This window comes from Enterobacter sp. BNK-22 (genome assembly GCF_048684805.1).
Taxonomy (GTDB): Bacteria; Pseudomonadota; Gammaproteobacteria; order Enterobacterales; family Enterobacteriaceae; genus Enterobacter; species Enterobacter quasiroggenkampii.
Window position 1 is genome coordinate 14,716 of the sequence record NZ_JBLQTT010000001.1, and the last position, 20,362, is coordinate 35,077.

The window sequence follows — 20,362 nt, forward strand, 5'->3', positions numbered from 1 at the left end:
TTGTTGATTTAAATCAATAAATCACCGAGGTGTGAATGATATATATACACACAAGAAACAATGGTTTTACCAATTGGCCGCGAGAGGCCGACATCAGTTAATGTAGCCTAAGGGAGGCAACACATGATTACAGGTATCCAGATTACTAAAGCTGCAAATGACGATCTGCTCAACTCTTTCTGGTTGCTGGACAGCGAGAAAAACGAAGCGCGCTGTGTCGTCGCGAAAGCGGGTTTTGCTGAAGATGAAATCGTGCCGGTGAGCAAACTGGGCGAAATCGAATACCGTGAAATTCCAATGGAAGTGAAACCGGAAGTGCGCGTGGAAGGTGGTCAGCACCTGAACGTAAACGTACTGCGTCGCGAAACGCTGATGGACGCGGTTGAGCACCCAGAAAAATACCCACAGCTGACCATTCGCGTGTCCGGCTATGCGGTACGCTTCAACTCTCTGACCTCAGAACAGCAGCGCGACGTTATCGCGCGTACCTTTACTGAAAGCCTGTAAGGCTTCAGCTACGGGGGGAATAAAAAAGCCGGGGATTTCCCCGGCTTTTTTTACTCTTCCGTTTTTGTCTCTGGTGCGGCAGAGCTTGGCTTACGGCGCTTACCAATATTTTTGGTGTCGCGGTGGCGCTGCTTCACGCGTGGTTTCTCTTTTTCTTTCTCTTTTCTCTCAGCACGTTTCGCGAGCGCTTTCTTGGACGGTTTACCCGTCATTTTTTCACTCGGCGCACGTGTGGTTGGGCGCAAGCCATCAATAACCCGCGCTTTCAGCGGCTCGTCAACATAGCGGCCAATTTTCTGCAGCAGCAGGTAGTCATGCGCTTCGACCAGTGAAATCGCAATCCCTTTGCGGCCCGCGCGGCCGGTACGGCCAATACGGTGCAGATAGGTATCGCCGCTGCGCGGCATATCGAAGTTAATGACGTGGCTGACGTCAGGGATGTCGATCCCGCGAGCGGCAACGTCTGTGGCAACCAGCACGTTAACGCGGCCATCGGTCAGGCGCTTAATGCCTTCGGTACGCTTGATCTGCGCCATCTCGCCTTCAAGATAGCAGTTGTTGATCCCGGCGTTACGCAGCATTTCTGCCAGCTCATGCACGCGCTCGCGCTTACGGACAAACACGATTGTGCGCAGCGCATCTTCCTGCTTCAGCAGGTGTTTGAGCAATTCGACCTTGTGCTCAAGGTTGTCCGCGCGGTAGTACCACTGGTGGATCTTCTTACGCTCACGGGTGGACGGCGTCGCCGACACTTCTACCGGATCTTCCAGCAGACGCTCTGCGAAGTCTTTAATCGCTTCCCCTTCGAGGGTGGCAGAGAACAGCATCGTCTGGTTACGCCAGCGCGTTTCCCCGGCAATGTGCTCGATATCCTGTGCGAAGCCCATGTCCAGCATACGGTCGGCTTCGTCGAGGATCAGCGTTTCAACCGCACGGCAGTCGAAGTTCTCTTCTTTAATGTACTGCAGCAGACGGCCCGTCGTCGCAACGACGATGTCCTGGTTTTCGCTGAACACTTCGGCGTGGTTCATATACGCAACGCCGCCGGTGATGGTCGCGATATCCAGATGGGTATTTGCCGCGAGTTCACGCGCGTGATCGGCCACCTGCATGGCCAGTTCGCGCGTCGGCGTCAGGATTAAAATACGCGGCGGGCCAGATTTTTTACGTGGAAAATCGAGCAGATGCTGCAACACAGGCAGCAAATAGGCTGCTGTCTTCCCCGTGCCGGTTGGCGCAGAACCGAGCACATCGCGGCCCTCAAGCGCAGGCGGAATGGCCGCTGCCTGAATGGCGGTCGGGCGTGTAAAGCCTTTGCTCTCAAGTGCATTGAGCAGGCTTTCATCGAGTTCAAGTTCGGAAAAAGTCGTTACAGTCATGTTCTACCTCTGTGTGGGGCGCTGATTATAGACGTTACGGCTGTAATCTTCATCTGTTTGTATGGATATCGCTTTTCGGCCACTTCGCTTTCCCCTATGCTACTCCAGTTTCACTTAGAAGGTTGCTCCGACATGTCTCAACTCAAAGCGCAGCTGCGCCGCGATGGTTTTACGTTTAAACAATTTTTTGTCGCTCACGATCGCTGTGCCATGAAGGTCGGTACGGACGGTATTTTACTGGGCGCGTGGGCGCCTGTCGCAGGGGTTAAGCGTATTCTTGATATCGGTACCGGCAGCGGGCTGGTGGCGTTAATGCTGGCGCAGCGCACGGAAGAACATGTCACCATCGATGCCGTCGAACTGGATGCGCAGGCGGCAGAGCAGGCAAGTGAAAATGTGGCCGAATCCCCCTGGGCTGCCCGCATGAAAGTGGACTGCGCCGATGTGCTCGCCTGGGCGCCTGAACAAACCGCGCGTTACGATCTGATCGTCAGCAACCCTCCCTACTACGCGCCCGGCGTTGAGTGCGGGACACCCGAGCGCGAACAGGCGCGTTATACCCGTTCCCTCGATCATAAAGCGCTGCTCACCAGTGCGGCCGAACTCATCTCCGAAGAAGGCTTTTTCTGCGTGGTCCTGCCAGAGAGTACCGGCAACACGTTCATCGGTATCGCGCAGGAGATTGGCTGGACGTTACGTTTGCGTACCGATATTTCGGATACGGAAGGCCGACTGCCACACCGCGTGCTGCTGGCGCTCTCGCCGAAAGAGGGTGAATGCTTTAACGATCGAATGGTGATCCGTGGGCCAGACCAGCGTTATTCCAAAGATTACACTGCCCTGACCCAGGCGTTTTATCTGTTTATGTAAACCTGCGGGGCGAGGATCGACGGGCCGGATTCCGCAAGCTGATCCGGATAGTCCAGCGTATAGTGCAACCCGCGGCTCTCTTTACGCATCATCGCGCAGCGAACGATCAGCTCGGCAACCTGCACCAGATTGCGCAGCTCCAGCAGATTATTCGATACGCGGAAATTGGCATAATACTCATCAATTTCCTGCTGCAGCATCGTGATGCGGCGCAGCGCGCGCTCAAGACGTTTCGTGGTGCGCACAATCCCGACGTAATCCCACATGAACAGCCGTAGCTCATGCCAGTTATGCTGGATCACGACCAGCTCGTCCGGATTTTCCACGCGGCTTTCATCCCAGGCAGGCAGGCGCTCTGTCTCGCGGGCGTAGGGCATGCGTTTGGTGATGTCTTCTGCGGCCGACCAGCCGTAGACCAGGCACTCAAGCAGCGAGTTAGACGCCATACGGTTCGCGCCGTGAAGCCCGGTATAGCTGACCTCACCGATAGCATACAGGCCATCGACATCGGTACGCCCATGATCGTCAACCATGACTCCACCGCAGGTATAGTGGGCGGCTGGCACAATCGGCACCGGATCGCGCGTTAAATCGATGCCAAGGTTGAGCAGCTTTTCGTAAATCATCGGGAAGTGCTGGCGAATAAACTCTGCAGGCTTGTGGCTGATATCAAGATACATGCAATCCACGCCAAGACGCTTCATTTCATGGTCGATGGCGCGGGCAACGATATCGCGCGGGGCCAGTTCGCCACGAGAGTCAAAGTCCGGCATAAAGCGGGTGCCGTCAGGGCGTTTCAGATAGGCGCCTTCGCCGCGCAGGGCTTCCGTCAGCAGGAAGTTGCGCGCCTGAGGATGAAACAGGGCGGTTGGGTGAAACTGATTGAACTCAAGGTTCGCCACCCGGCAGCCGGCGCGCCAGGCCATCGCGATACCGTCTCCGGAGGCAATGTCCGGGTTCGTGGTGTACTGATATACTTTAGAGGCACCGCCCGTGGCCAGCACTACAGCTTTCGCCTGGCAAGTTTCCACCTTCTCTTTATTGCGGTTCCAGACCCAGGCGCCCACCACGCGACGCGTGCCCGGCAGGCCAATCTTGTCGGAGATAATCAGGTCAACGGCGTTACTTCGTTCAAGCACCCGAATATTAGGATGGCTCAGCGCCTTGCCGACCAGCGTGGTCTCCACTTCTTTCCCGGTGGCATCCGCTGCGTGCAGGATGCGGCGGTGGCTATGGCCGCCTTCACGCGTCAGGTGGTAGCTCTCTTCACCGTTGGGTTGAACCTGCGTATCGAATAAGACGCCCTGGTCGATGAGCCACTGCACGCAATGGCGGGCATTGCTGGCGACAAACTCTGCGGCATGCGCATCCACGATCCCGGCCCCGGCAATCAGCGTATCGTCGACGTGGGAGGCAATGCTGTCTGTCTCATCAAACACGGCGGCAATCCCGCCCTGGGCATAAAACGTGGAACCCTCGCTTATCGGCCCTTTACTCAGAACGATAACGTTTTGATGCTCGGCCAGGCGTAGCGCCAGAGAGAGACCGGCAGCGCCGCTGCCGATGATCAGTACATCACAATGGAGTTCAGGTGTTGTGTTCATGATTGTTGTTTAATTTACTAAACAGTGTTGGGCCAGAATAGCACCTGAATGCGATTTATCGCACGTTTTTTTTAATGGCTGTTGCAATGACTAAACGCGTAAGCAGAGGTAAACGGAGGGTAAATGAGTGAAATTATTTTGCGAAGCAGATCGTTAGCGTCAGATTTTGTGATGAAATAAAGACTGGGTTGCGTTACTCTTCTGGCGGGAAAAAGATGTTTCTTGTCAGAAAGTGGTGCGTATCGTGAACAGACTTATAATGAGAGAAAATGAACAGTCTGCGGCGCGATGAACAAAAACAAAGGCGTTACGGAACTTATTGAAGATCAGACACTCTAATTCGGTGCTTGCTCAAAGTGCGGTATTTTTAGAGTGGCGTTTCGATAACGCGTGGAATTTAGGTTTGGGGAGACATTACCTCGGATGAGCGAGCAGTTAACGGACCAGGTCCTGGTTGAACGGGTCCAGAAGGGAGATCAGAAAGCCTTTAACTTACTGGTGGTGCGCTACCAGCATAAGGTGGCGAGCCTGGTTTCCCGCTATGTACCGTCAGGCGATGTGCCTGATGTGGTGCAAGAGTCTTTTATTAAGGCCTATCGCGCGCTGGATTCGTTCCGGGGAGATAGTGCTTTTTATACCTGGCTGTACCGTATTGCGGTCAATACGGCAAAGAATTATCTGGTCGCTCAGGGCCGTCGTCCGCCTTCTAGTGATGTGGACGCAATCGACGCCGAAAACTTCGAAAGTGGCGGCGCATTGAAAGAAATTTCGAACCCTGAGAACTTAATGTTGTCAGAAGAACTGAGACAAATCGTTTTTCGCACGATCGAGTCGCTCCCGGAAGATTTACGCATGGCAATTACGTTACGGGAGCTGGATGGTCTGAGCTATGAAGAGATAGCCGCTATCATGGATTGTCCGGTCGGCACGGTACGTTCACGAATTTTCCGTGCGCGAGAAGCTATTGATAATAAAGTTCAACCGCTTATCAGGCGTTGACGATAGCGGGATACTGGAAAAGGTATTAGGCATGCAGAAAGAAAAACTTTCCGCTTTAATGGATGGTGAAACGGTGGATAGTGAGCTGCTCAACGAGCTGTCTCATTCTCCCGAAATGCAAGAGACCTGGGAGAGTTACCATCTCATCCGTGACACCCTTCGCGGTGACACCGGCGAGGTTCTCCATTTCGATATCTCAGCCCGCGTCATGGCGGCGATTGAGAATGAGCCTGTTCATCAGACCACTCCGCTGATTCCTGAAGCTCAACCCGCGCCTCACCAGTGGCAGAAAATGCCATTCTGGCAAAAGGTGCGTCCGTGGGCCAGCCAGCTTACCCAAATGGGTGTGGCTGCATGCGTATCGCTTGCAGTTATCGTTGGCGTCCAGCACTATAATACTCAGTCTGAAACTAATCAGCAGCCAGAAGCGCCAGTGTTTAACACACTGCCGATGATGGGCAAAGCCAGCCCGGTAAGCCTGGGCGTACCGGCTGATGCTTCCGCCAGCGGCGGCCAGCAACAGCAGGTTCAGGAGCAGCGCCGTCGCATTAATGCGATGTTGCAGGATTACGAGTTGCAGCGTCGTCTGCACTCTGAACAGCTTCAGTTTGAGCAGGCGCAGACACAGCAAGCTGCTGTGCAGGTGCCCGGAAACCAAACTTTAGGAACGCAATCGCAGTAATGAAGCAACTTTGGTTCGCCATGTCTCTGATGGCGGGTAGCCTGTTCTTCTCTGCCAACGCCTCGGCTGATGTATCATCCGGGGCGTTGTTGCAGCAAATGAATCTGGCCAGCCAGTCACTCAATTACGAGTTGGCATTTATCAGCATCAATAAGCAGGGCGTCGAGTCGTTACGCTATCGCCATGCCCGTCTTGATAATCAGCCGCTCGCCCAGCTTTTACAGATGGATGGCCCGCGTCGGGAAGTTGTCCAGCGTGGTAACGAAATCAGCTATTTCGAGCCCGGCCTGGAGCCTTTCACGCTGAATGGCGACTATATCGTTGATTCTCTGCCGTCACTCATTTACACCGACTTCAAACGGCTGGCCCCTTACTATGATTTTATCTCGGTAGGGCGTACGCGTATTGCGGACAGACTGTGTGAGGTGATCCGCGTTGTCGCCCGGGATGGAACGCGCTACAGCTATATTGTCTGGATCGACGCGGAAACCAAGCTCCCCATGCGTGTAGATCTGCTTGACCGTGACGGTGAAACGCTGGAACAGTTCCGCGTTATCTCCTTCAGCGTGAACAATCAGGTTGGCAACAGCATGCAGAATCTGGCTAAGGCCAGCCTGCCGCCGCTGCTTTCCGTTCCGGCAGGCGATTCCGTTAATTTCAACTGGGTACCTGCCTGGATCCCACAAGGGTTTAGCGAAGTGTCCAGCAGCCGTCGTCAGCTGCCAACGATTGAAACGCCGGTGGAATCGCGCCTCTATTCCGATGGTTTGTTCAGCTTCTCGGTGAATATCAATCGCGCAACGGCAAACAGCGCCGAACAAATGCTGCGTACCGGGCGCCGTACGGTGAGCACAACGGTACGCGATAACGCAGAGATCACCATTGTGGGTGAACTTCCTCCGCAAACGGCGAAGCGCATCTCCGACAGCATTAAATTCAGGGCCGCACAATGATCAAAGAGTGGGCGACGGTAGTCTCGTGGCAAAACGGCATTGCGCTGGTGAGTTGCGATGTAAAAGCCTCATGTAATAGCTGCGCATCCCGAGCCGGTTGCGGCAGCCGCGTGCTGAATAAGCTCGGGCCACAAACATCGCACACGATTTCTGTGCCAAGCGAACAGCCGCTGATGGCCGGGCAGAAGGTTGAACTGGGCATCGCGGAAGGCAGTCTGCTCAGCTCCGCCATGCTGGTCTATCTCTCTCCGCTGATCGGGCTGTTTATTATGGGCGGCGTTTTCCAGATGCTGTTTGGCACCGACGGAGCCGCCATGTGCGGTGCCGCATTAGGTGGTCTGGGGGGATTCTGGCTTGCCAAAGGCCTCTCCCCGACGCTTGCCGCGCGCGAGGAGTGGCAGCCTGTCATTCTCAGCGTTGGGCTGGCGCCAGACCAGCTTCGCGTCGAGACGCTCTCTTCTGAGGCCCGGTGATTCATCGGGCTTTATCATTTTTACGTCTTAAAACAGAAAACGTCCTTTCTTCACGCTATACCTGGCGCTAAGTCCATTTCCAGGTAGCGGAGATGTAGTGTAGAATGCTGCGTTTTCGCACTGAAAAACGTCAGGCTAAGAACAGCGGCCTCCAGGAATTCGTAAGGCATAATTATTTAACTATATGAAGAACATACGTAACTTTTCGATCATTGCTCACATTGACCACGGTAAGTCGACGCTGTCTGACCGTATTATCCAGATTTGCGGTGGCCTGTCTGATCGTGAAATGGAAGCCCAGGTTCTGGACTCCATGGACCTGGAACGCGAACGCGGTATCACCATCAAAGCGCAGAGCGTCACGCTGGATTACAAGGCGGCTGATGGCGAAACCTATCAGCTGAACTTTATCGACACCCCAGGCCACGTTGACTTCTCCTATGAGGTTTCACGCTCGCTCGCGGCCTGTGAAGGCGCGCTGCTGGTAGTCGATGCCGGGCAGGGCGTAGAAGCCCAGACCCTGGCAAACTGCTACACCGCGATGGAAATGGACCTCGAAGTTGTGCCGGTTCTGAACAAGATTGACCTGCCAGCCGCCGATCCTGAGCGCGTCGCGGAAGAGATTGAAGATATTGTCGGCATTGACGCGACCGATGCCGTGCGCTGCTCTGCTAAAACCGGTGTCGGCGTGACCGACGTGCTGGAGCGCCTGGTGCGTGATATTCCGGCCCCGGAAGGCGATCCGGATGCCCCGCTGCAGGCGCTGATTATCGACTCCTGGTTCGATAACTATCTGGGCGTTGTCTCCCTGGTGCGTATTAAAAACGGCACCATGCGCAAAGGCGACAAAATCAAGGTTATGAGTACCGGACAGGTCTACAATGCTGACCGTCTGGGTATCTTCACGCCAAAACAGGTTGACCGTACCGAGCTGACATGCGGCGAGGTAGGCTGGCTGGTATGCGCTATCAAAGACATCCTCGGTGCGCCGGTGGGCGATACCCTGACCGGTGCGCGTAACCCGGCAGAAAAAGCGCTGCCAGGCTTTAAAAAGGTGAAGCCGCAGGTTTACGCGGGCCTGTTCCCGGTCAGCTCTGACGACTATGAAAACTTCCGTGATGCGCTTGGCAAGCTGAGCCTGAACGATGCCTCCCTGTTCTACGAGCCAGAAAGCTCAACGGCGCTGGGCTTCGGCTTCCGCTGTGGCTTCCTCGGTCTGCTGCACATGGAGATCATTCAGGAGCGTCTGGAGCGTGAATACGATCTGGACCTGATCACCACCGCGCCGACGGTAGTGTATGAAGTTGAAACCACCTCGAAAGAAGTGATCTACGTCGACAGCCCGTCCAAGCTGCCGCCGCTGAACAATATTCACGAGCTGCGTGAGCCTATTGCCGAATGTCACATGCTGCTGCCGCAGGAATTCCTCGGTAACGTCATTACGCTGTGTATTGAGAAGCGCGGCGTGCAGACCAACATGGTTTACCACGGTAACCAGGTCGCGCTGACCTACGAAATCCCGATGGCGGAAGTGGTACTCGACTTCTTCGACCGTCTGAAGTCCACCTCCCGTGGCTATGCGTCACTGGATTACAACTTCAAACGCTTCCAGGCCTCCAACATGGTGCGTGTGGACGTGCTGATCAACGGCGAGCGTGTGGATGCGCTGGCGCTGATCACCCACAACGACAATGCGCCATACCGTGGTCGCGAACTGGTTGAGAAGATGAAAGATCTGATCCCGCGTCAGCAGTTCGATATCGCGATTCAGGCGGCCATCGGCAACCACATTATCGCGCGTTCCACCGTGAAACAGCTGCGTAAAAACGTTCTGGCGAAGTGCTATGGCGGTGACGTCAGCCGTAAGAAAAAGCTGCTCCAGAAGCAGAAAGAAGGTAAGAAGCGTATGAAGCAGGTCGGTAACGTCGAGCTGCCGCAGGAAGCATTCCTTGCCATCCTTCATGTTGGTAAAGACGGCAAATAACCCTAAGGAGTTGGCATGGCGAACATGTTTGCCCTGATCCTGGTCATTGCTACCCTGGTGACAGGTCTGCTGTGGTGTCTGGATAAGTTTATCTTCGCCCCAAAACGTCGTGAACGTCAGGCTGCCGCACAGGCAGCCACTGGCGATGGTATTGACGCGAAAACCCTGAAGAAAGTCGGTCCGAAACCGGGCTGGCTGGAAACGGGCGCCTCGGTGTTTCCGGTGCTGGCGATTGTGCTGGTGGTACGTTCGTTTATTTACGAACCGTTCCAGATCCCATCAGGTTCAATGATGCCAACGCTGCTGATTGGTGATTTTATTCTGGTAGAGAAGTTTGCCTACGGCATTAAAGATCCGATCTACCAGAAAACGCTGATCGAAACCGGTCATCCAAAACGTGGTGACATCGTGGTGTTCAAATATCCGGAAGATCCGCGCCTGGACTACATCAAGCGTGCGGTAGGTCTGCCGGGTGACAAAGTGACTTACGATCCGGTTGCGAAAGAAGTCACCGTTCAGCCAGGCTGCAGTTCCGGTACCGCATGTGAAAACGCGCTGCCAATCACCTACTCAAACGTCGAGCCAAGTGATTTTGTGCAGACCTTTGCCCGTCATAACGGCGGTGAAGCGACCAGCGGATTCTTCCAGGTACCGAAAGGCGAAACCAAAGATAACGGTATCCGTCTGGTTGAGCGCAAAGAGACGCTGGGCGACGTGACGCACCGGATCCTCACCGTGCCAATCGCGCAGGATCAGCTGGGTATGTACTATCGTCAGCCGGGCCAACAGCTGGCAAGCTGGATTGTACCGCCGGGCCATTACTTCATGATGGGTGACAACCGCGATAATTCTGCGGACAGCCGTTACTGGGGCTTTGTGCCGGAAGCGAATCTGGTGGGTAAAGCGACCGCGATCTGGATGAGTTTTGAGAAGCAGGAAGGCGAATGGCCGACCGGCGTACGCCTGAATCGTATTGGCGGAATCCATTAATTCTCACTAAATGAACGTGTAGCCGCTAATTAAAGCGGCTACACGAATTATTTCACCGATAAATCTCTTCGAACTAACGACATCCCCTGTCGTTGTGTATAGAATATTCCCCCGAAGTTTAAGGTTGGCCCTGCAAGGGTGCCACGGCACACGAAACCGCGTTGGTTTTCTCAGGTCGGTTTCGTGTGCTGCATTTTTGACGCATTCATTTATTGGTATCGCATGAACCCCATCGTAATTAATCGGCTTCAACGGAAGCTGGGCTACACTTTTCATCATCAGGAGTTGTTGCAACAGGCATTAACCCACCGCAGTGCCAGCAGCAAACATAATGAGCGTCTCGAGTTTTTAGGCGACTCTATTTTAAGTTTCGTGATTGCGAATGCGCTTTATCATCGTTTCCCGCGTGTGGATGAAGGGGATATGAGCCGCATGCGTGCCACGCTGGTTCGGGGTAATACCCTTGCGGAAATCGCGCGCGAATTTGAACTGGGCGAATGTCTGCGTCTTGGGCCGGGTGAACTGAAAAGCGGCGGCTTCCGTCGTGAATCTATTCTTGCCGATACGGTCGAAGCATTAATTGGTGGTGTGTTCCTGGACAGCGATATCCAGACCGTAGAAAAGCTGATCCTGAACTGGTATCAGACCCGTCTGGACGAAATCAGCCCGGGCGATAAACAGAAAGATCCCAAAACGCGCCTGCAGGAATATTTGCAGGGTCGTCATCTGCCGCTGCCATCTTATCTGGTGGTGCAGGTTCGTGGCGAAGCGCACGATCAGGAATTTACCATCCATTGCCAGGTCAGTGGCCTGAGTGAACCGGTGGTGGGCACAGGTTCAAGCCGTCGTAAGGCTGAACAGGCTGCCGCCGAACAGGCGTTAAAAATGCTGGAGCTGGAATGAGCGAAGAAAAGACCTATTGCGGATTTATTGCCATCGTCGGGCGCCCGAACGTCGGCAAATCCACCCTGTTGAATAATCTGCTTGGGCAGAAGATTTCCATCACCTCGCGTAAGGCGCAGACCACGCGTCACCGCATCGTCGGTATCCATACTGAAGGCGCGTATCAGGCGATCTACGTCGATACCCCGGGCCTGCACATGGAAGAGAAGCGTGCCATCAACCGTCTGATGAACAAGGCTGCGAGCAGCTCGATTGGCGACGTGGAGCTGGTGATTTTCGTTGTGGAAGGCACCCGCTGGACGCCGGACGACGAGATGGTGCTGAACAAGCTGCGCGACGGCAAAACGCCGGTCATCCTCGCCGTCAACAAAGTTGACAACGTGCAGGAAAAGGCCGATCTGCTGCCGCATCTGCAGTGGCTCGGTAGCCAGATGAACTTCCTTGATATCGTCCCGCTGTCTGCAGAGACGGGGCTGAACGTGGACACCATCGCGGGCATCGTGCGTAAGCATCTCCCGGAAGCGATTCACCACTTCCCTGAAGAGTACATCACCGATCGTTCTCAGCGCTTTATGGCGTCTGAAATCATCCGTGAAAAGCTGATGCGTTTCCTGGGTGCTGAACTGCCGTACTCTGTGACGGTGGAGATCGAGCGTTTCCAGAGCAACGAGCGTGGCGGCTACGACATCAACGGCCTGATCCTCGTTGAGCGTGAAGGGCAGAAGAAGATGGTGATCGGCAACAAAGGCGCCAAGATCAAAACTATCGGCATTGAAGCCCGTAAGGACATGCAGGAGATGTTCGAAGCGCCGGTTCACCTCGAACTGTGGGTGAAAGTCAAATCTGGCTGGGCCGATGATGAGCGTGCTCTGCGCAGCCTCGGTTACGGCGAAGACCAGTAACTCAAGACGACGAGCATATGGATGGATGGCAGCGCGCCTTTGTCCTGCATAGTCGTCCCTGGAGCGAAACCAGCCTGATGCTGGACGTCTTCACGGAAGAGTCTGGCCGCGTGCGCCTTGTTGCAAAAGGCGCACGTTCCAAACGTTCTAACCTGAAAGGTGCCTTACAGCCTTTCACGCCGCTGCTGGTACGTTTTGGTGGGCGAGGGGAAGTTAAAACCCTGCGCAGCGCCGAAGCCGTCTCCCTGGCGCTTCCTCTCTCGGGCATCACGCTCTACAGCGGCCTGTATGTCAATGAACTCATCTCACGCGTTCTTGAACATGAGACGCGCTTCTCTGAACTTTTCTTTGATTATCTGCACTGTATCCAGGCGCTGGCTGGCGCGACCGGCACACCCGAGCCTGCGCTGCGGCGTTTTGAACTGGCGCTGCTGGGCCATCTTGGGTACGGGGTCGATTTTCTGCACTGTGCGGGCAGCGGTGATGAAGTGGAAGACACCATGACCTACCGCTACCGAGAAGAAAAGGGCTTTATTGCCAGCATCGTGATCGACAATAGCACCTTTACCGGGCGCCAGCTCCGGGCGCTGTATGAGCGCGAGTTTCCCGATCAGGATACCCTGCGCGCAGCAAAACGCTTTACCCGGATTGCCCTCAAGCCGTATCTTGGCGGCAAGCCCTTAAAGAGCCGCGAATTATTCAGGCAGTTTGTGCCGAAACGTTAGACCACAGAATCGAAAAGAAAACCGAGGATTGTCATGGCTGAATTACTGTTAGGCGTCAACATCGATCATATCGCCACGCTGCGTAATGCGCGCGGCACGGCGTATCCCGATCCGGTTCAGGCGGCGTTTATCGCTGAACAGGCTGGCGCCGACGGCATTACCGTTCATCTGCGTGAAGACCGTCGCCACATCACCGACCGCGACGTGCGCATTCTGCGCCAGACGCTGGATACCCGTATGAATCTGGAGATGGCGGTCACCGAAGAGATGCTGGCGATTGCCTGTGAGACCCAGCCGCACTTCTGCTGCCTGGTGCCGGAAAAACGCCAGGAAGTGACGACCGAAGGCGGTCTGGATGTGGCCGGTCAGCTCGACAAAATGCGCGATGCCTGCAAGCGCCTGGCGGATGCCGGTATCCTGGTTTCGCTGTTTATTGACGCCGATTTCACCCAGATTAAAGCGGCAGCCGACGTGGGCGCGCCGTATATCGAAATTCACACCGGCTGCTATGCCGATGCCAAAAATGATGAAGAGCAGGCGAAAGAGCTGGAGCGTATTGCCAAAGCGGCTACCTACGCGGCGAGCCTGGGTCTGAAGGTCAATGCCGGTCACGGCCTGACCTACCATAACGTGAAGCCCATTGCCGCCATCCCGGAAATGCACGAGCTGAACATCGGTCACGCGATTATTGGCCGTGCGGTGATGAGCGGCCTGAAAGAGGCGGTCTCAGAAATGAAACGCCTGATGCAGGAAGCGCGTCAGTAATGGCCATTCTGGGCTTAGGCACTGATATCGTTGAAATAGCCCGCATTGAAGCGGTGATCGCCCGCAGCGGCGATCGCCTCGCAAGACGCGTGCTGAGCGATAACGAATGGGCCATCTGGGAAGCGCATCAGCAGCCTGTGCGTTTCCTGGCGAAGCGCTTTGCGGTAAAAGAGGCGGCCGCCAAAGCCTTCGGAACCGGCATTCGTAACGGTCTGGCGTTCAACCAGTTTGAAGTGTTTAACGATGAGCTGGGTAAGCCAAGCCTGCGCTTATGGGGCGAGGCGCAAAAGCTGGCCGAGAAGCTGGGCGTGAATCACGTGCACGTGACGATCGCGGATGAGCGTCACTATGCCAGCGCAACGGTGATCATCGAAAGTTAAAGTTTGTCCGCGTGGTGCATCAGGACAAACTTATCCCACAGCTGCTCTTCGCTCTCGACGTGTGCCGGATCCTTCAGGATGGTATTGGGGATCGGGCACACTTTCTGACAGGTCGGCGTTTCATAGTGGCCGATGCATTCGGTGCAGCGGTCGCTGTTAATCTCATAAATGCTGTCGCCCATCGAAATGGCCTGGTTCGGGCATTCGGGCTCGCACATATCGCAATTAATGCATTTTTTGGTAATTAACAGCGCCATCAGGAAATTCTCAGAAACAACACAAACTGGGCGGGCATTATACGCGTCAAACCAGTTTCTTTACCAGTTCTTCGCTGTGGCGAATGCGCTCGGGCGCACGCTCCAGATCCTGCTGCACCAGCGCCATAAACAGCAGGTCCGTCAGCATCATTTGTGCGCTGGTGGACGAGATAGCCGCGCTGCGCGTGGCCTGCTCCTCGGCAATGGTATATAAACAGCGCGTGGCTCGCTGCTGCAGGGCATTCGGCGTAAAACCGGTGATCGCCAGAATTTTACCGCCGACGCGCAGCACTTCATCGGTGGCCATGTTGATCTCGCGGCGCTCGCCGGAATAGGATATCGCCAGCAGCAGATCGTCAGGATCCATCGCCTGTACGGTCGCCAGCAGGGCGTGCATATCCTGCTCGACGATGGCGTTAAGGCCAATTTTTGTCAGCTTCCAGCCAAAGTTACGCGCCACAAGTCCGGACGCGCCGATGCCGGTCAGAACGATCCGCCGCGCGCCGCGCAGCATCGCCACGCTCTCCAGCAGCTTCTCTTCCGTATTCACATCGAGCGTCGCATGCATGGCCGCCACGTTCTCTTTGATCAGCTTTTCGCCGACCAGCCGCATCGGATCGTCTCCGCGGATCTGATTATGCACCGGCATGGACTGCGGATTGGGGTTACTGACCAGCGCTTCACTGATCGCCAGCTTGAGGGCGGGGAAGCCCTTAAAGCCAATCTTCTGCGCAAATTTCACCACGCTGGACTGGCTCACCCCGGCTTCACTCGCCAGCTGCTGCGAGCTGAGATGGCGCGCGTGGTCGGGCTGAGAAAGCAGAAAATCCGCCAGCTTCTTGTCGCTTTGGGCAAAGCCTGCGTAGCGCTGGCGAATGCGAATTAAACAGTTCATACGGTCTCCTGGCGAAAATGTGATTATCTGCGCAAATACGGATTTTGCTCGCCTGAATGAATTTTATATTCCATTATAGTGTGATTATTATGAATTAAAAATTCTTGAGGTACAAAAATGAATCTTGGCTCACTTGTTTCTGAAACGCGTAACCCGCAAACCATGGATCTGGATGCGCTCTCCACCCTGGAGCTGGTTAACCGCTTTAATCAACAGGATACGCTGGTCGCGCAGGCAGTGAAAGAGACATTACCTGAGGTGGCGAAAGCGATAGATGCGGCGGCGGAAGCCCTCAAGGCCGGTGGACGCATTATTTACATGGGGGCGGGGACCAGCGGGCGTCTTGGGGTCCTAGACGCGTCAGAATGTCCGCCCACCTTTGGGGTGCCGCATGGTCTGGTGGTTGGGCTGATTGCCGGTGGACCCGGTGCGCTGCTGAAAGCCGTTGAAGGGGCGGAAGATAACAAACAGCTGGGCGAGGATGACCTGAAGGCGCTGAATCTGACGGCGAAGGATCTGGTGGTCGGGCTGGCGGCATCCGGGCGCACGCCGTACGTCATTGGCGGGCTGGAATACGCTAACCAGACCGGCTGCACGACGGTCGCCATCTCCTGTAACCCAGGCTCACCGATTGCACAGGTGGCCGCTATCGCTATCTCTCCGGTGGTCGGGCCGGAAGCGCTCACCGGCTCCACGCGCCTGAAATCCGGGACCGCGCAAAAGCTGGTGCTCAATATGATCTCCACCGGCGCGATGGTGAAGTTCGGCAAGGTGTATCAGAACCTGATGGTGGATATGCAGGCCACCAACGTCAAGCTTGTGGACAGAGCCTGCCGCATGGTGATGGAGGCGACGGGCGCAGGGCGTGAAGAGGCGGAAGCGGTGCTCAAACAGACCGATCACGATGTTAAGCCTGCCATTCTGATGATCTTAAGCGGGCTGGATGCGGCGAGCGCGAGAGCCAAACTCGATGCGCATAACGGCTTCTTACGGGCGGCATTAGAAAACTAACAGAGGCGTGTATGGACAAAACAGCAGCGCTCGCCAGCGGTATCCTGCAGGGGATCGGTGGGGAAAAAAATATTCAGCGTCTCGAAAACTGCATGACGCGGGTACGCGTCGAGGTGCATAACGACGACCAGCTTGACGTGCCACGTCTGAAGCAACTTTCCGGCGTCAGCGGCTACGTGAAACAGGGTCAGCAGCATCAGCTGATTGTCGGCCCGGGGAAAGCGGCGCAGGTTGTCGATGCCATGCGGGCGCTGATGGGCGTTAGCGCGAGCGTGTCGATTGACGATGCTGAGCGCACCAAAGCGCAGGTGAAGGCCAAATATAAAGCCCCGATGAGCGACGCGCTGCGACAGCTCGCAAACGTCTTTATTCCGCTGATCCCGGCGTTTATTGCTTCGGGCCTGATCACCGGGATCATCAATATCCTCAAGCGACCGGATATTGTGGGGGATTTCGCCACGCAGTATCCGAACCTGCTGGGGATTCTCGGGATCTTCGGCAGCGCGGTGTTCGCCATCATGAACATTCTGGTCGGGGTCAATACCGCGAAGGTGTTTGGCGGATCGCTGGCGATGGGCGGCGTGATGGCGGGCATCTTGTCCAGCCCGCAGCTGGCGCAGATCACGCTGTTTGGTGAGGCGCTCCAGCCCGGCCGCGGCGGGGTGATTGCGGTGCTGCTGGTGGTCATCCTGATGTGCTGGATTGAGAAAAGGCTGCGCGCGGTTCTGCCAGGCTCTATCGAGCTGATTCTCAACCCGCTGCTGACTACGCTGATTACCGGTAGCGTAGCGATTGTCGCCCTCCAGCCGTTAGGCGGGTGGATCTCTGAAGCCATCGCCCACGGTGCGTCGCTGGCGATTGACCGTGGCGGCCTGTTAGTGGGCGCGGTGCTGTCGGGTACTTTCCTGCCGCTGGTGCTGACCGGGCTGCATCAGGGGCTGGTACCGATCCACGTCGAGCTGGTGCAGGCGCACGGCTATAATGCGCTGCTGCCTATCCTGTCGATGGCGGGGGTAGGGCAGGTCGGTGCGGCGATTGCCGTACTGATGAAAACCCGCAACGCGCGTCTGAAAAAGGTGATTAAAGGCGCACTCCCGGTCGGCCTGCTCGGTATTGGCGAGCCGCTAATTTTTGGCGTCACGCTGCCGCTGGGTAAACCGTTCCTCGCGGCCTGTCTGGGCGGCGCGGTAGGCGGGGCGCTGATCAGCTACTGGAAGGTCGCAACCGTTATTACCTTTGGCATTTCGGGTTTACCGCTGGCATTAACCATCGTGACCGGAAAAGTGATGCTCTATCTGTTAGGCTATTTAGTAGCGGTGATCGCCGGGTTCCTGTTTACCTGGCTATTAGGATTCAACGACCCAGAGGAGTAAGGTTTGGCAAATCACGCGCGTCGCGTTGTCTTTTTCGACCTGGATGGCACGCTGCATCAGCAGGATATGTTTGGTACGTTTATGCGTTACCTGCTGCGGCGTCTACCTCTGAATGCGCTGCTCGTGCTACCGCTCTTACCGGCGATCGGTATCGCGCTGCTGGTGAAAGGCCGTGCGGCGCGATGGCCGATGAGCCTGCTGCTGTGGGGATGTACGTTTGGGCACAGCGAAGCGCGGCTTAAACAGCTGGAGCAGGATTTTGCGCACTGGTTTCGCGGCCACGTTGCCGCCTTTCCGGTGGTGCAGGCGCGCCTTACGGGCTATCTCGACGCGAATGATGCGGACATCTGGCTGATTACCGGCTCCCCGCAGACGCTGGTGGAGCAAGTCTATTTTGATACCCCCTGGCTTCCGCGCGTGAATCTTATTGCCACGCAAATTGCCCGCGGCTACGGCGGTTGGGTGCTGACGATGCGCTGCCTGGGGCATGAAAAAGTGGTCCAGCTGGAGAAACGCATCGGTACGCCGCTGCGCCTGTACAGCGGCTACAGCGACAGTAAACAGGACAACCCGCTGCTCTATTTTTGCCAGCACCGCTGGCGCGTTACGCCATCAGGTGAACTCCAGCAACTCGAATAGTCTTATCCATAATCGGCGTGTATAATGCGCCCCGCTTTTCGACTGGAGTATCAACCGTTGTCCAACCCTGAACTCGACCATGAATACTGGATGCGCCATGCGCTGACGCTGGCTCAGCGTGCCTGGGACGAGGGCGAAGTGCCCGTGGGCGCCGTGCTGGTCCACAATAACCAGGTGATTGGTGAAGGATGGAACCGCCCCATTGGTCGCCACGATCCTACCGCGCACGCCGAAATCATGGCGCTTCGTCAGGGCGGTCTGGTGCTGCAAAACTATCGCCTGCTTGATACCACGCTGTATGTGACGCTTGAGCCATGCGTGATGTGTTCCGGGGCGATGGTGCACAGCCGGATCGGGACTCTGGTCTTTGGGGCGCGGGATGAAAAAACCGGCGCGGCCGGTTCACTGATGGACGTGCTGGGTCACCCGGGGATGAACCACCAGGTGAAGACTATCGGCGGGGTGCTTGCACCAGAGTGTTCGGGGCTATTAAGCGATTTCTTTCGAATGCGCCGTCAGCAGAAAAAGCAGCAAAAGGCAGAATTGAAGCCGTCGGCCGATTAAGCTCGTCCGGCGCCACGACAGGGTAGCTTTGGGCCAGCTGTTTGGCCTCTGTCGCCTCTTTCTCTTTCTCCAGCAGATACCCGACCAGGCTAATCTGATATTTACGGATATTTTCCACGTAGGCGTAGGCTTCATGCCCACGCGCGTAGCCGTACGTCAGCTTGTTATACCATGGCTTCTGGCTCAGCAGCGGCAGCCGCTGCTTTACGTCTGACCAGCTGTCCGGGTTGCCTTTTGTTTTTGCCGTCAGCGCTCGCGCATCCAGCATATGCGCATAGCCCATATTGTAGGCCGCCAGCGCGAACCAGATCCGCTCCTCTTCCGGCACCGTTTCCGGGACTTTGGCCATCATATCCTGCAGGTAGCGCGCGCCGCCGCTGATGCTCTGTTCCGCATCGGTACGGTCATTGACGCCCAGGCTCAGCGCGGTATTTTTGGTTAACATCATCAAACCACGTACGCCAGTCGGAGACGTGGCCTGGGTATCCCAGTGGGATTCCTGATACGAAATAGCCGCCAGCAGTTTCCAGTCAATTTCCTGGGCGTATTTTTCGAACAGCGGCTGCAGGTCCGGCAGGACGCTGTCTACCGCACGCAGGAAGCTGCGGGTGTCAACGTAGTCAAAGTCATCACCATGCCCGAGGTACTTCTCCTCCAGGCGCGCCAGCGTACCGTCTTCATTCATGGTGTTGAAGAAATCGAGCATCGCGGCAGAGAGGGTCTGATCGTCATCAAGCTGAGTAAACCAGGTCACAGGCTGCTCGTCGGTGACGTCCAGCGCCACGGCGATTTCAGGATGCACCCGCTGGAACAGGCTGATCGCGACCGAATCGGCGATGGTGTAGGGGACTTTCTGATCTTTTACCTGCTCCAGCAGTTCCGTCGTGCCGAGTTTCGCATCCACCGTCCAGCTCAGGTCCGGATATTTCTTCTCCTTGAGTTCACGCAGATCGTCAATCACCACGTGACCAGGGGCAATCGTCAGCTGCCGATCGTTAATCGAGGCCAGCGAGCGCGGGCGCAGGCTCCCGACGCGATAAACCAGCTGCTGCGAAACGGAGTAGTAGGTCGGGCCTGGCTGGTAGTTTTTGCTGCGCTCGCTGTTATACACCAGCCCGGCGGCAAGCATATCGGCATCGTCGTTATCGAGGTCATCAAACAGCTGGTTGATATTCTGGCGGACGGTGATTTTTAGCTTCACGCCAAGATAATCGGCGAACTGTTGTGCCAGTTCATAATCCAGGCCAATGATTTTGCCGTTGATGTCGCTGTAAATCAGCGGAGAGTTAAGGGTACTGACGCGCAATTCCCCCCGCTCCTGAATGGCGGCGATACGGTTTTCGGCTTTGCCGATCCAGGGGAGGGAAGGCCAGAGGGCCACTGCCAGCAGCAACGTTACAATGCCGATGAGCAGATAATTAATCTTTAATTTTTTCAATTAGTTAATTCTCTGCGACGCCGGTTGCCTCAGTCTGCTGTAGCCATGTTAACAATAAGGTTTGCCATT

Annotated in this window: 23 protein-coding genes; 18 read left to right on the forward strand and 5 right to left on the reverse strand. The window is 55.9% G+C overall.

Features of this window, described 5'->3' with window-relative positions:
* Positions 1-123: 123 nt before the first annotated feature.
* Positions 124-507 (forward strand): autonomous glycyl radical cofactor GrcA, encoded by a 384-nt coding sequence (gene grcA / locus ACMGGE_RS00065; RefSeq protein ID WP_420293216.1) that lies wholly within the window; start codon positions 124-126, stop codon positions 505-507.
* 50 nt (positions 508-557) lie between these two features.
* On the opposite strand, the gene srmB is transcribed toward grcA, so the two are convergent.
* Entirely contained in the window at positions 558-1,886 is a 1,329-nt protein-coding gene (gene srmB / locus ACMGGE_RS00070; RefSeq protein WP_023344704.1) for an ATP-dependent RNA helicase SrmB, read from the reverse strand.
* Positions 1,887-2,018: 132 nt separating this feature from the next.
* Here srmB and trmN point away from each other — a divergent pair, with 132 nt between their 5' ends.
* Positions 2,019-2,756 (forward strand): tRNA(1)(Val) (adenine(37)-N(6))-methyltransferase TrmN, encoded by a 738-nt coding sequence (trmN, locus tag ACMGGE_RS00075; protein ID WP_048226267.1) that lies wholly within the window; start codon positions 2,019-2,021, stop codon positions 2,754-2,756.
* Here trmN and nadB read toward each other — a convergent pair.
* Positions 2,741-4,360 (reverse strand): L-aspartate oxidase, encoded by a 1,620-nt coding sequence (gene nadB, locus ACMGGE_RS00080; RefSeq protein WP_045908531.1) that lies wholly within the window; start codon positions 4,358-4,360, stop codon positions 2,741-2,743. The genes trmN and nadB overlap by 16 nt on opposite strands.
* 343 nt (positions 4,361-4,703) lie before the next feature.
* Here nadB and rseD point away from each other — a divergent pair, with 343 nt between their 5' ends.
* From rseD to acpS, 12 genes are all read left to right on the forward strand, one after another.
* The gene (gene rseD / locus ACMGGE_RS00085; RefSeq protein ID WP_223605340.1) at positions 4,704-4,787 is read left to right on the forward strand and encodes a rpoE leader peptide RseD; all 84 of its coding nucleotides are present in this window, start codon (positions 4,704-4,706) and stop codon (positions 4,785-4,787) included.
* Positions 4,784-5,359: an RNA polymerase sigma factor RpoE gene (rpoE, locus tag ACMGGE_RS00090; protein WP_006176728.1), complete on the forward strand. Its 576-nt coding sequence runs from the start codon at positions 4,784-4,786 to the stop codon at positions 5,357-5,359. The genes rseD and rpoE overlap by 4 nt, the downstream gene beginning before the upstream one ends.
* A 31-nt stretch (positions 5,360-5,390) precedes the next feature.
* The gene (rseA, locus tag ACMGGE_RS00095; protein ID WP_008502186.1) at positions 5,391-6,041 is read left to right on the forward strand and encodes an anti-sigma-E factor RseA; all 651 of its coding nucleotides are present in this window, start codon (positions 5,391-5,393) and stop codon (positions 6,039-6,041) included.
* Positions 6,041-6,994: a sigma-E factor regulatory protein RseB gene (gene rseB, locus ACMGGE_RS00100; protein WP_023308851.1), complete on the forward strand. Its 954-nt coding sequence runs from the start codon at positions 6,041-6,043 to the stop codon at positions 6,992-6,994. The genes rseA and rseB overlap by 1 nt, the downstream gene beginning before the upstream one ends.
* Positions 6,991-7,467: a SoxR-reducing system protein RseC gene (gene rseC / locus ACMGGE_RS00105; RefSeq protein ID WP_032653064.1), complete on the forward strand. Its 477-nt coding sequence runs from the start codon at positions 6,991-6,993 to the stop codon at positions 7,465-7,467. The genes rseB and rseC overlap by 4 nt, the downstream gene beginning before the upstream one ends.
* Positions 7,468-7,651: 184 nt before the next feature.
* Positions 7,652-9,451 (forward strand): translation elongation factor 4, encoded by a 1,800-nt coding sequence (gene lepA / locus ACMGGE_RS00110; protein WP_008502183.1) that lies wholly within the window; start codon positions 7,652-7,654, stop codon positions 9,449-9,451.
* Between the two features lie 15 nt (positions 9,452-9,466).
* Positions 9,467-10,441: a signal peptidase I gene (gene lepB, locus ACMGGE_RS00115; RefSeq protein WP_045908532.1), complete on the forward strand. Its 975-nt coding sequence runs from the start codon at positions 9,467-9,469 to the stop codon at positions 10,439-10,441.
* 222 nt (positions 10,442-10,663) lie between these two features.
* Positions 10,664-11,344, forward strand: coding sequence for a ribonuclease III (gene rnc, locus ACMGGE_RS00120; protein ID WP_003860711.1), 681 nt, complete (start codon positions 10,664-10,666; stop codon positions 11,342-11,344).
* The gene (era, locus tag ACMGGE_RS00125; RefSeq protein WP_008502181.1) at positions 11,341-12,246 is read left to right on the forward strand and encodes a GTPase Era; all 906 of its coding nucleotides are present in this window, start codon (positions 11,341-11,343) and stop codon (positions 12,244-12,246) included. Before rnc ends, era begins: the two co-directional genes overlap by 4 nt.
* A 17-nt stretch (positions 12,247-12,263) precedes the next feature.
* A complete protein-coding gene (recO, locus tag ACMGGE_RS00130) occupies positions 12,264-12,971 on the forward strand; it encodes a DNA repair protein RecO (RefSeq protein WP_023333058.1) in 708 nt (235 codons plus the stop codon).
* A gap of 33 nt (positions 12,972-13,004) precedes the next feature.
* Complete coding sequence (gene pdxJ, locus ACMGGE_RS00135; RefSeq protein ID WP_045908533.1) at positions 13,005-13,736, forward strand: pyridoxine 5'-phosphate synthase; 732 nt, start codon at positions 13,005-13,007, stop codon at positions 13,734-13,736.
* Positions 13,736-14,116 (forward strand): holo-ACP synthase, encoded by a 381-nt coding sequence (acpS, locus tag ACMGGE_RS00140; protein WP_008502178.1) that lies wholly within the window; start codon positions 13,736-13,738, stop codon positions 14,114-14,116. The genes pdxJ and acpS overlap by 1 nt, the downstream gene beginning before the upstream one ends.
* On the opposite strand, the gene ACMGGE_RS00145 is transcribed toward acpS, so the two are convergent.
* Together ACMGGE_RS00145 and ACMGGE_RS00150 are read right to left on the reverse strand one after the other, a co-directional pair.
* Positions 14,113-14,373 carry a YfhL family 4Fe-4S dicluster ferredoxin gene (locus tag ACMGGE_RS00145; RefSeq protein ID WP_008502177.1) on the reverse strand — a complete coding sequence of 87 codons (261 nt, stop codon included), beginning with the start codon at positions 14,371-14,373 and terminating at the stop codon, positions 14,113-14,115. The two genes, acpS and ACMGGE_RS00145, sit on opposite strands and share 4 nt — an antisense overlap.
* 46 nt (positions 14,374-14,419) lie before the next feature.
* The gene (locus tag ACMGGE_RS00150) at positions 14,420-15,268 is read right to left on the reverse strand and encodes a MurR/RpiR family transcriptional regulator (protein ID WP_023294330.1); all 849 of its coding nucleotides are present in this window, start codon (positions 15,266-15,268) and stop codon (positions 14,420-14,422) included.
* A 117-nt stretch (positions 15,269-15,385) separates the two neighbouring features.
* Between ACMGGE_RS00150 and murQ the strand changes: the two genes are divergently transcribed.
* From murQ to tadA, 4 genes are read left to right on the forward strand one after another with little or no spacing between them, the layout of a single operon-like run.
* The gene (murQ, locus tag ACMGGE_RS00155; RefSeq protein ID WP_420293217.1) at positions 15,386-16,279 is read left to right on the forward strand and encodes an N-acetylmuramic acid 6-phosphate etherase; all 894 of its coding nucleotides are present in this window, start codon (positions 15,386-15,388) and stop codon (positions 16,277-16,279) included.
* An 11-nt stretch (positions 16,280-16,290) separates the two neighbouring features.
* The gene (locus ACMGGE_RS00160) at positions 16,291-17,652 is read left to right on the forward strand and encodes a PTS transporter subunit EIIC (protein WP_045908536.1); all 1,362 of its coding nucleotides are present in this window, start codon (positions 16,291-16,293) and stop codon (positions 17,650-17,652) included.
* Positions 17,653-17,655: 3 nt separating this feature from the next.
* Positions 17,656-18,291, forward strand: coding sequence for a phosphatidylglycerophosphatase C (gene yfhb / locus ACMGGE_RS00165; protein WP_045908537.1), 636 nt, complete (start codon positions 17,656-17,658; stop codon positions 18,289-18,291).
* Positions 18,292-18,348: 57 nt separating this feature from the next.
* Complete coding sequence (gene tadA / locus ACMGGE_RS00170) at positions 18,349-18,855, forward strand: tRNA adenosine(34) deaminase TadA (protein WP_214608234.1); 507 nt, start codon at positions 18,349-18,351, stop codon at positions 18,853-18,855.
* Here the strand turns inward: tadA and mltF are convergent.
* Entirely contained in the window at positions 18,743-20,293 is a 1,551-nt protein-coding gene (mltF, locus tag ACMGGE_RS00175) for a membrane-bound lytic murein transglycosylase MltF (RefSeq protein WP_048029578.1), read from the reverse strand. The genes tadA and mltF overlap by 113 nt on opposite strands.
* Between the last annotated feature and the right edge of the window lie 69 nt (positions 20,294-20,362).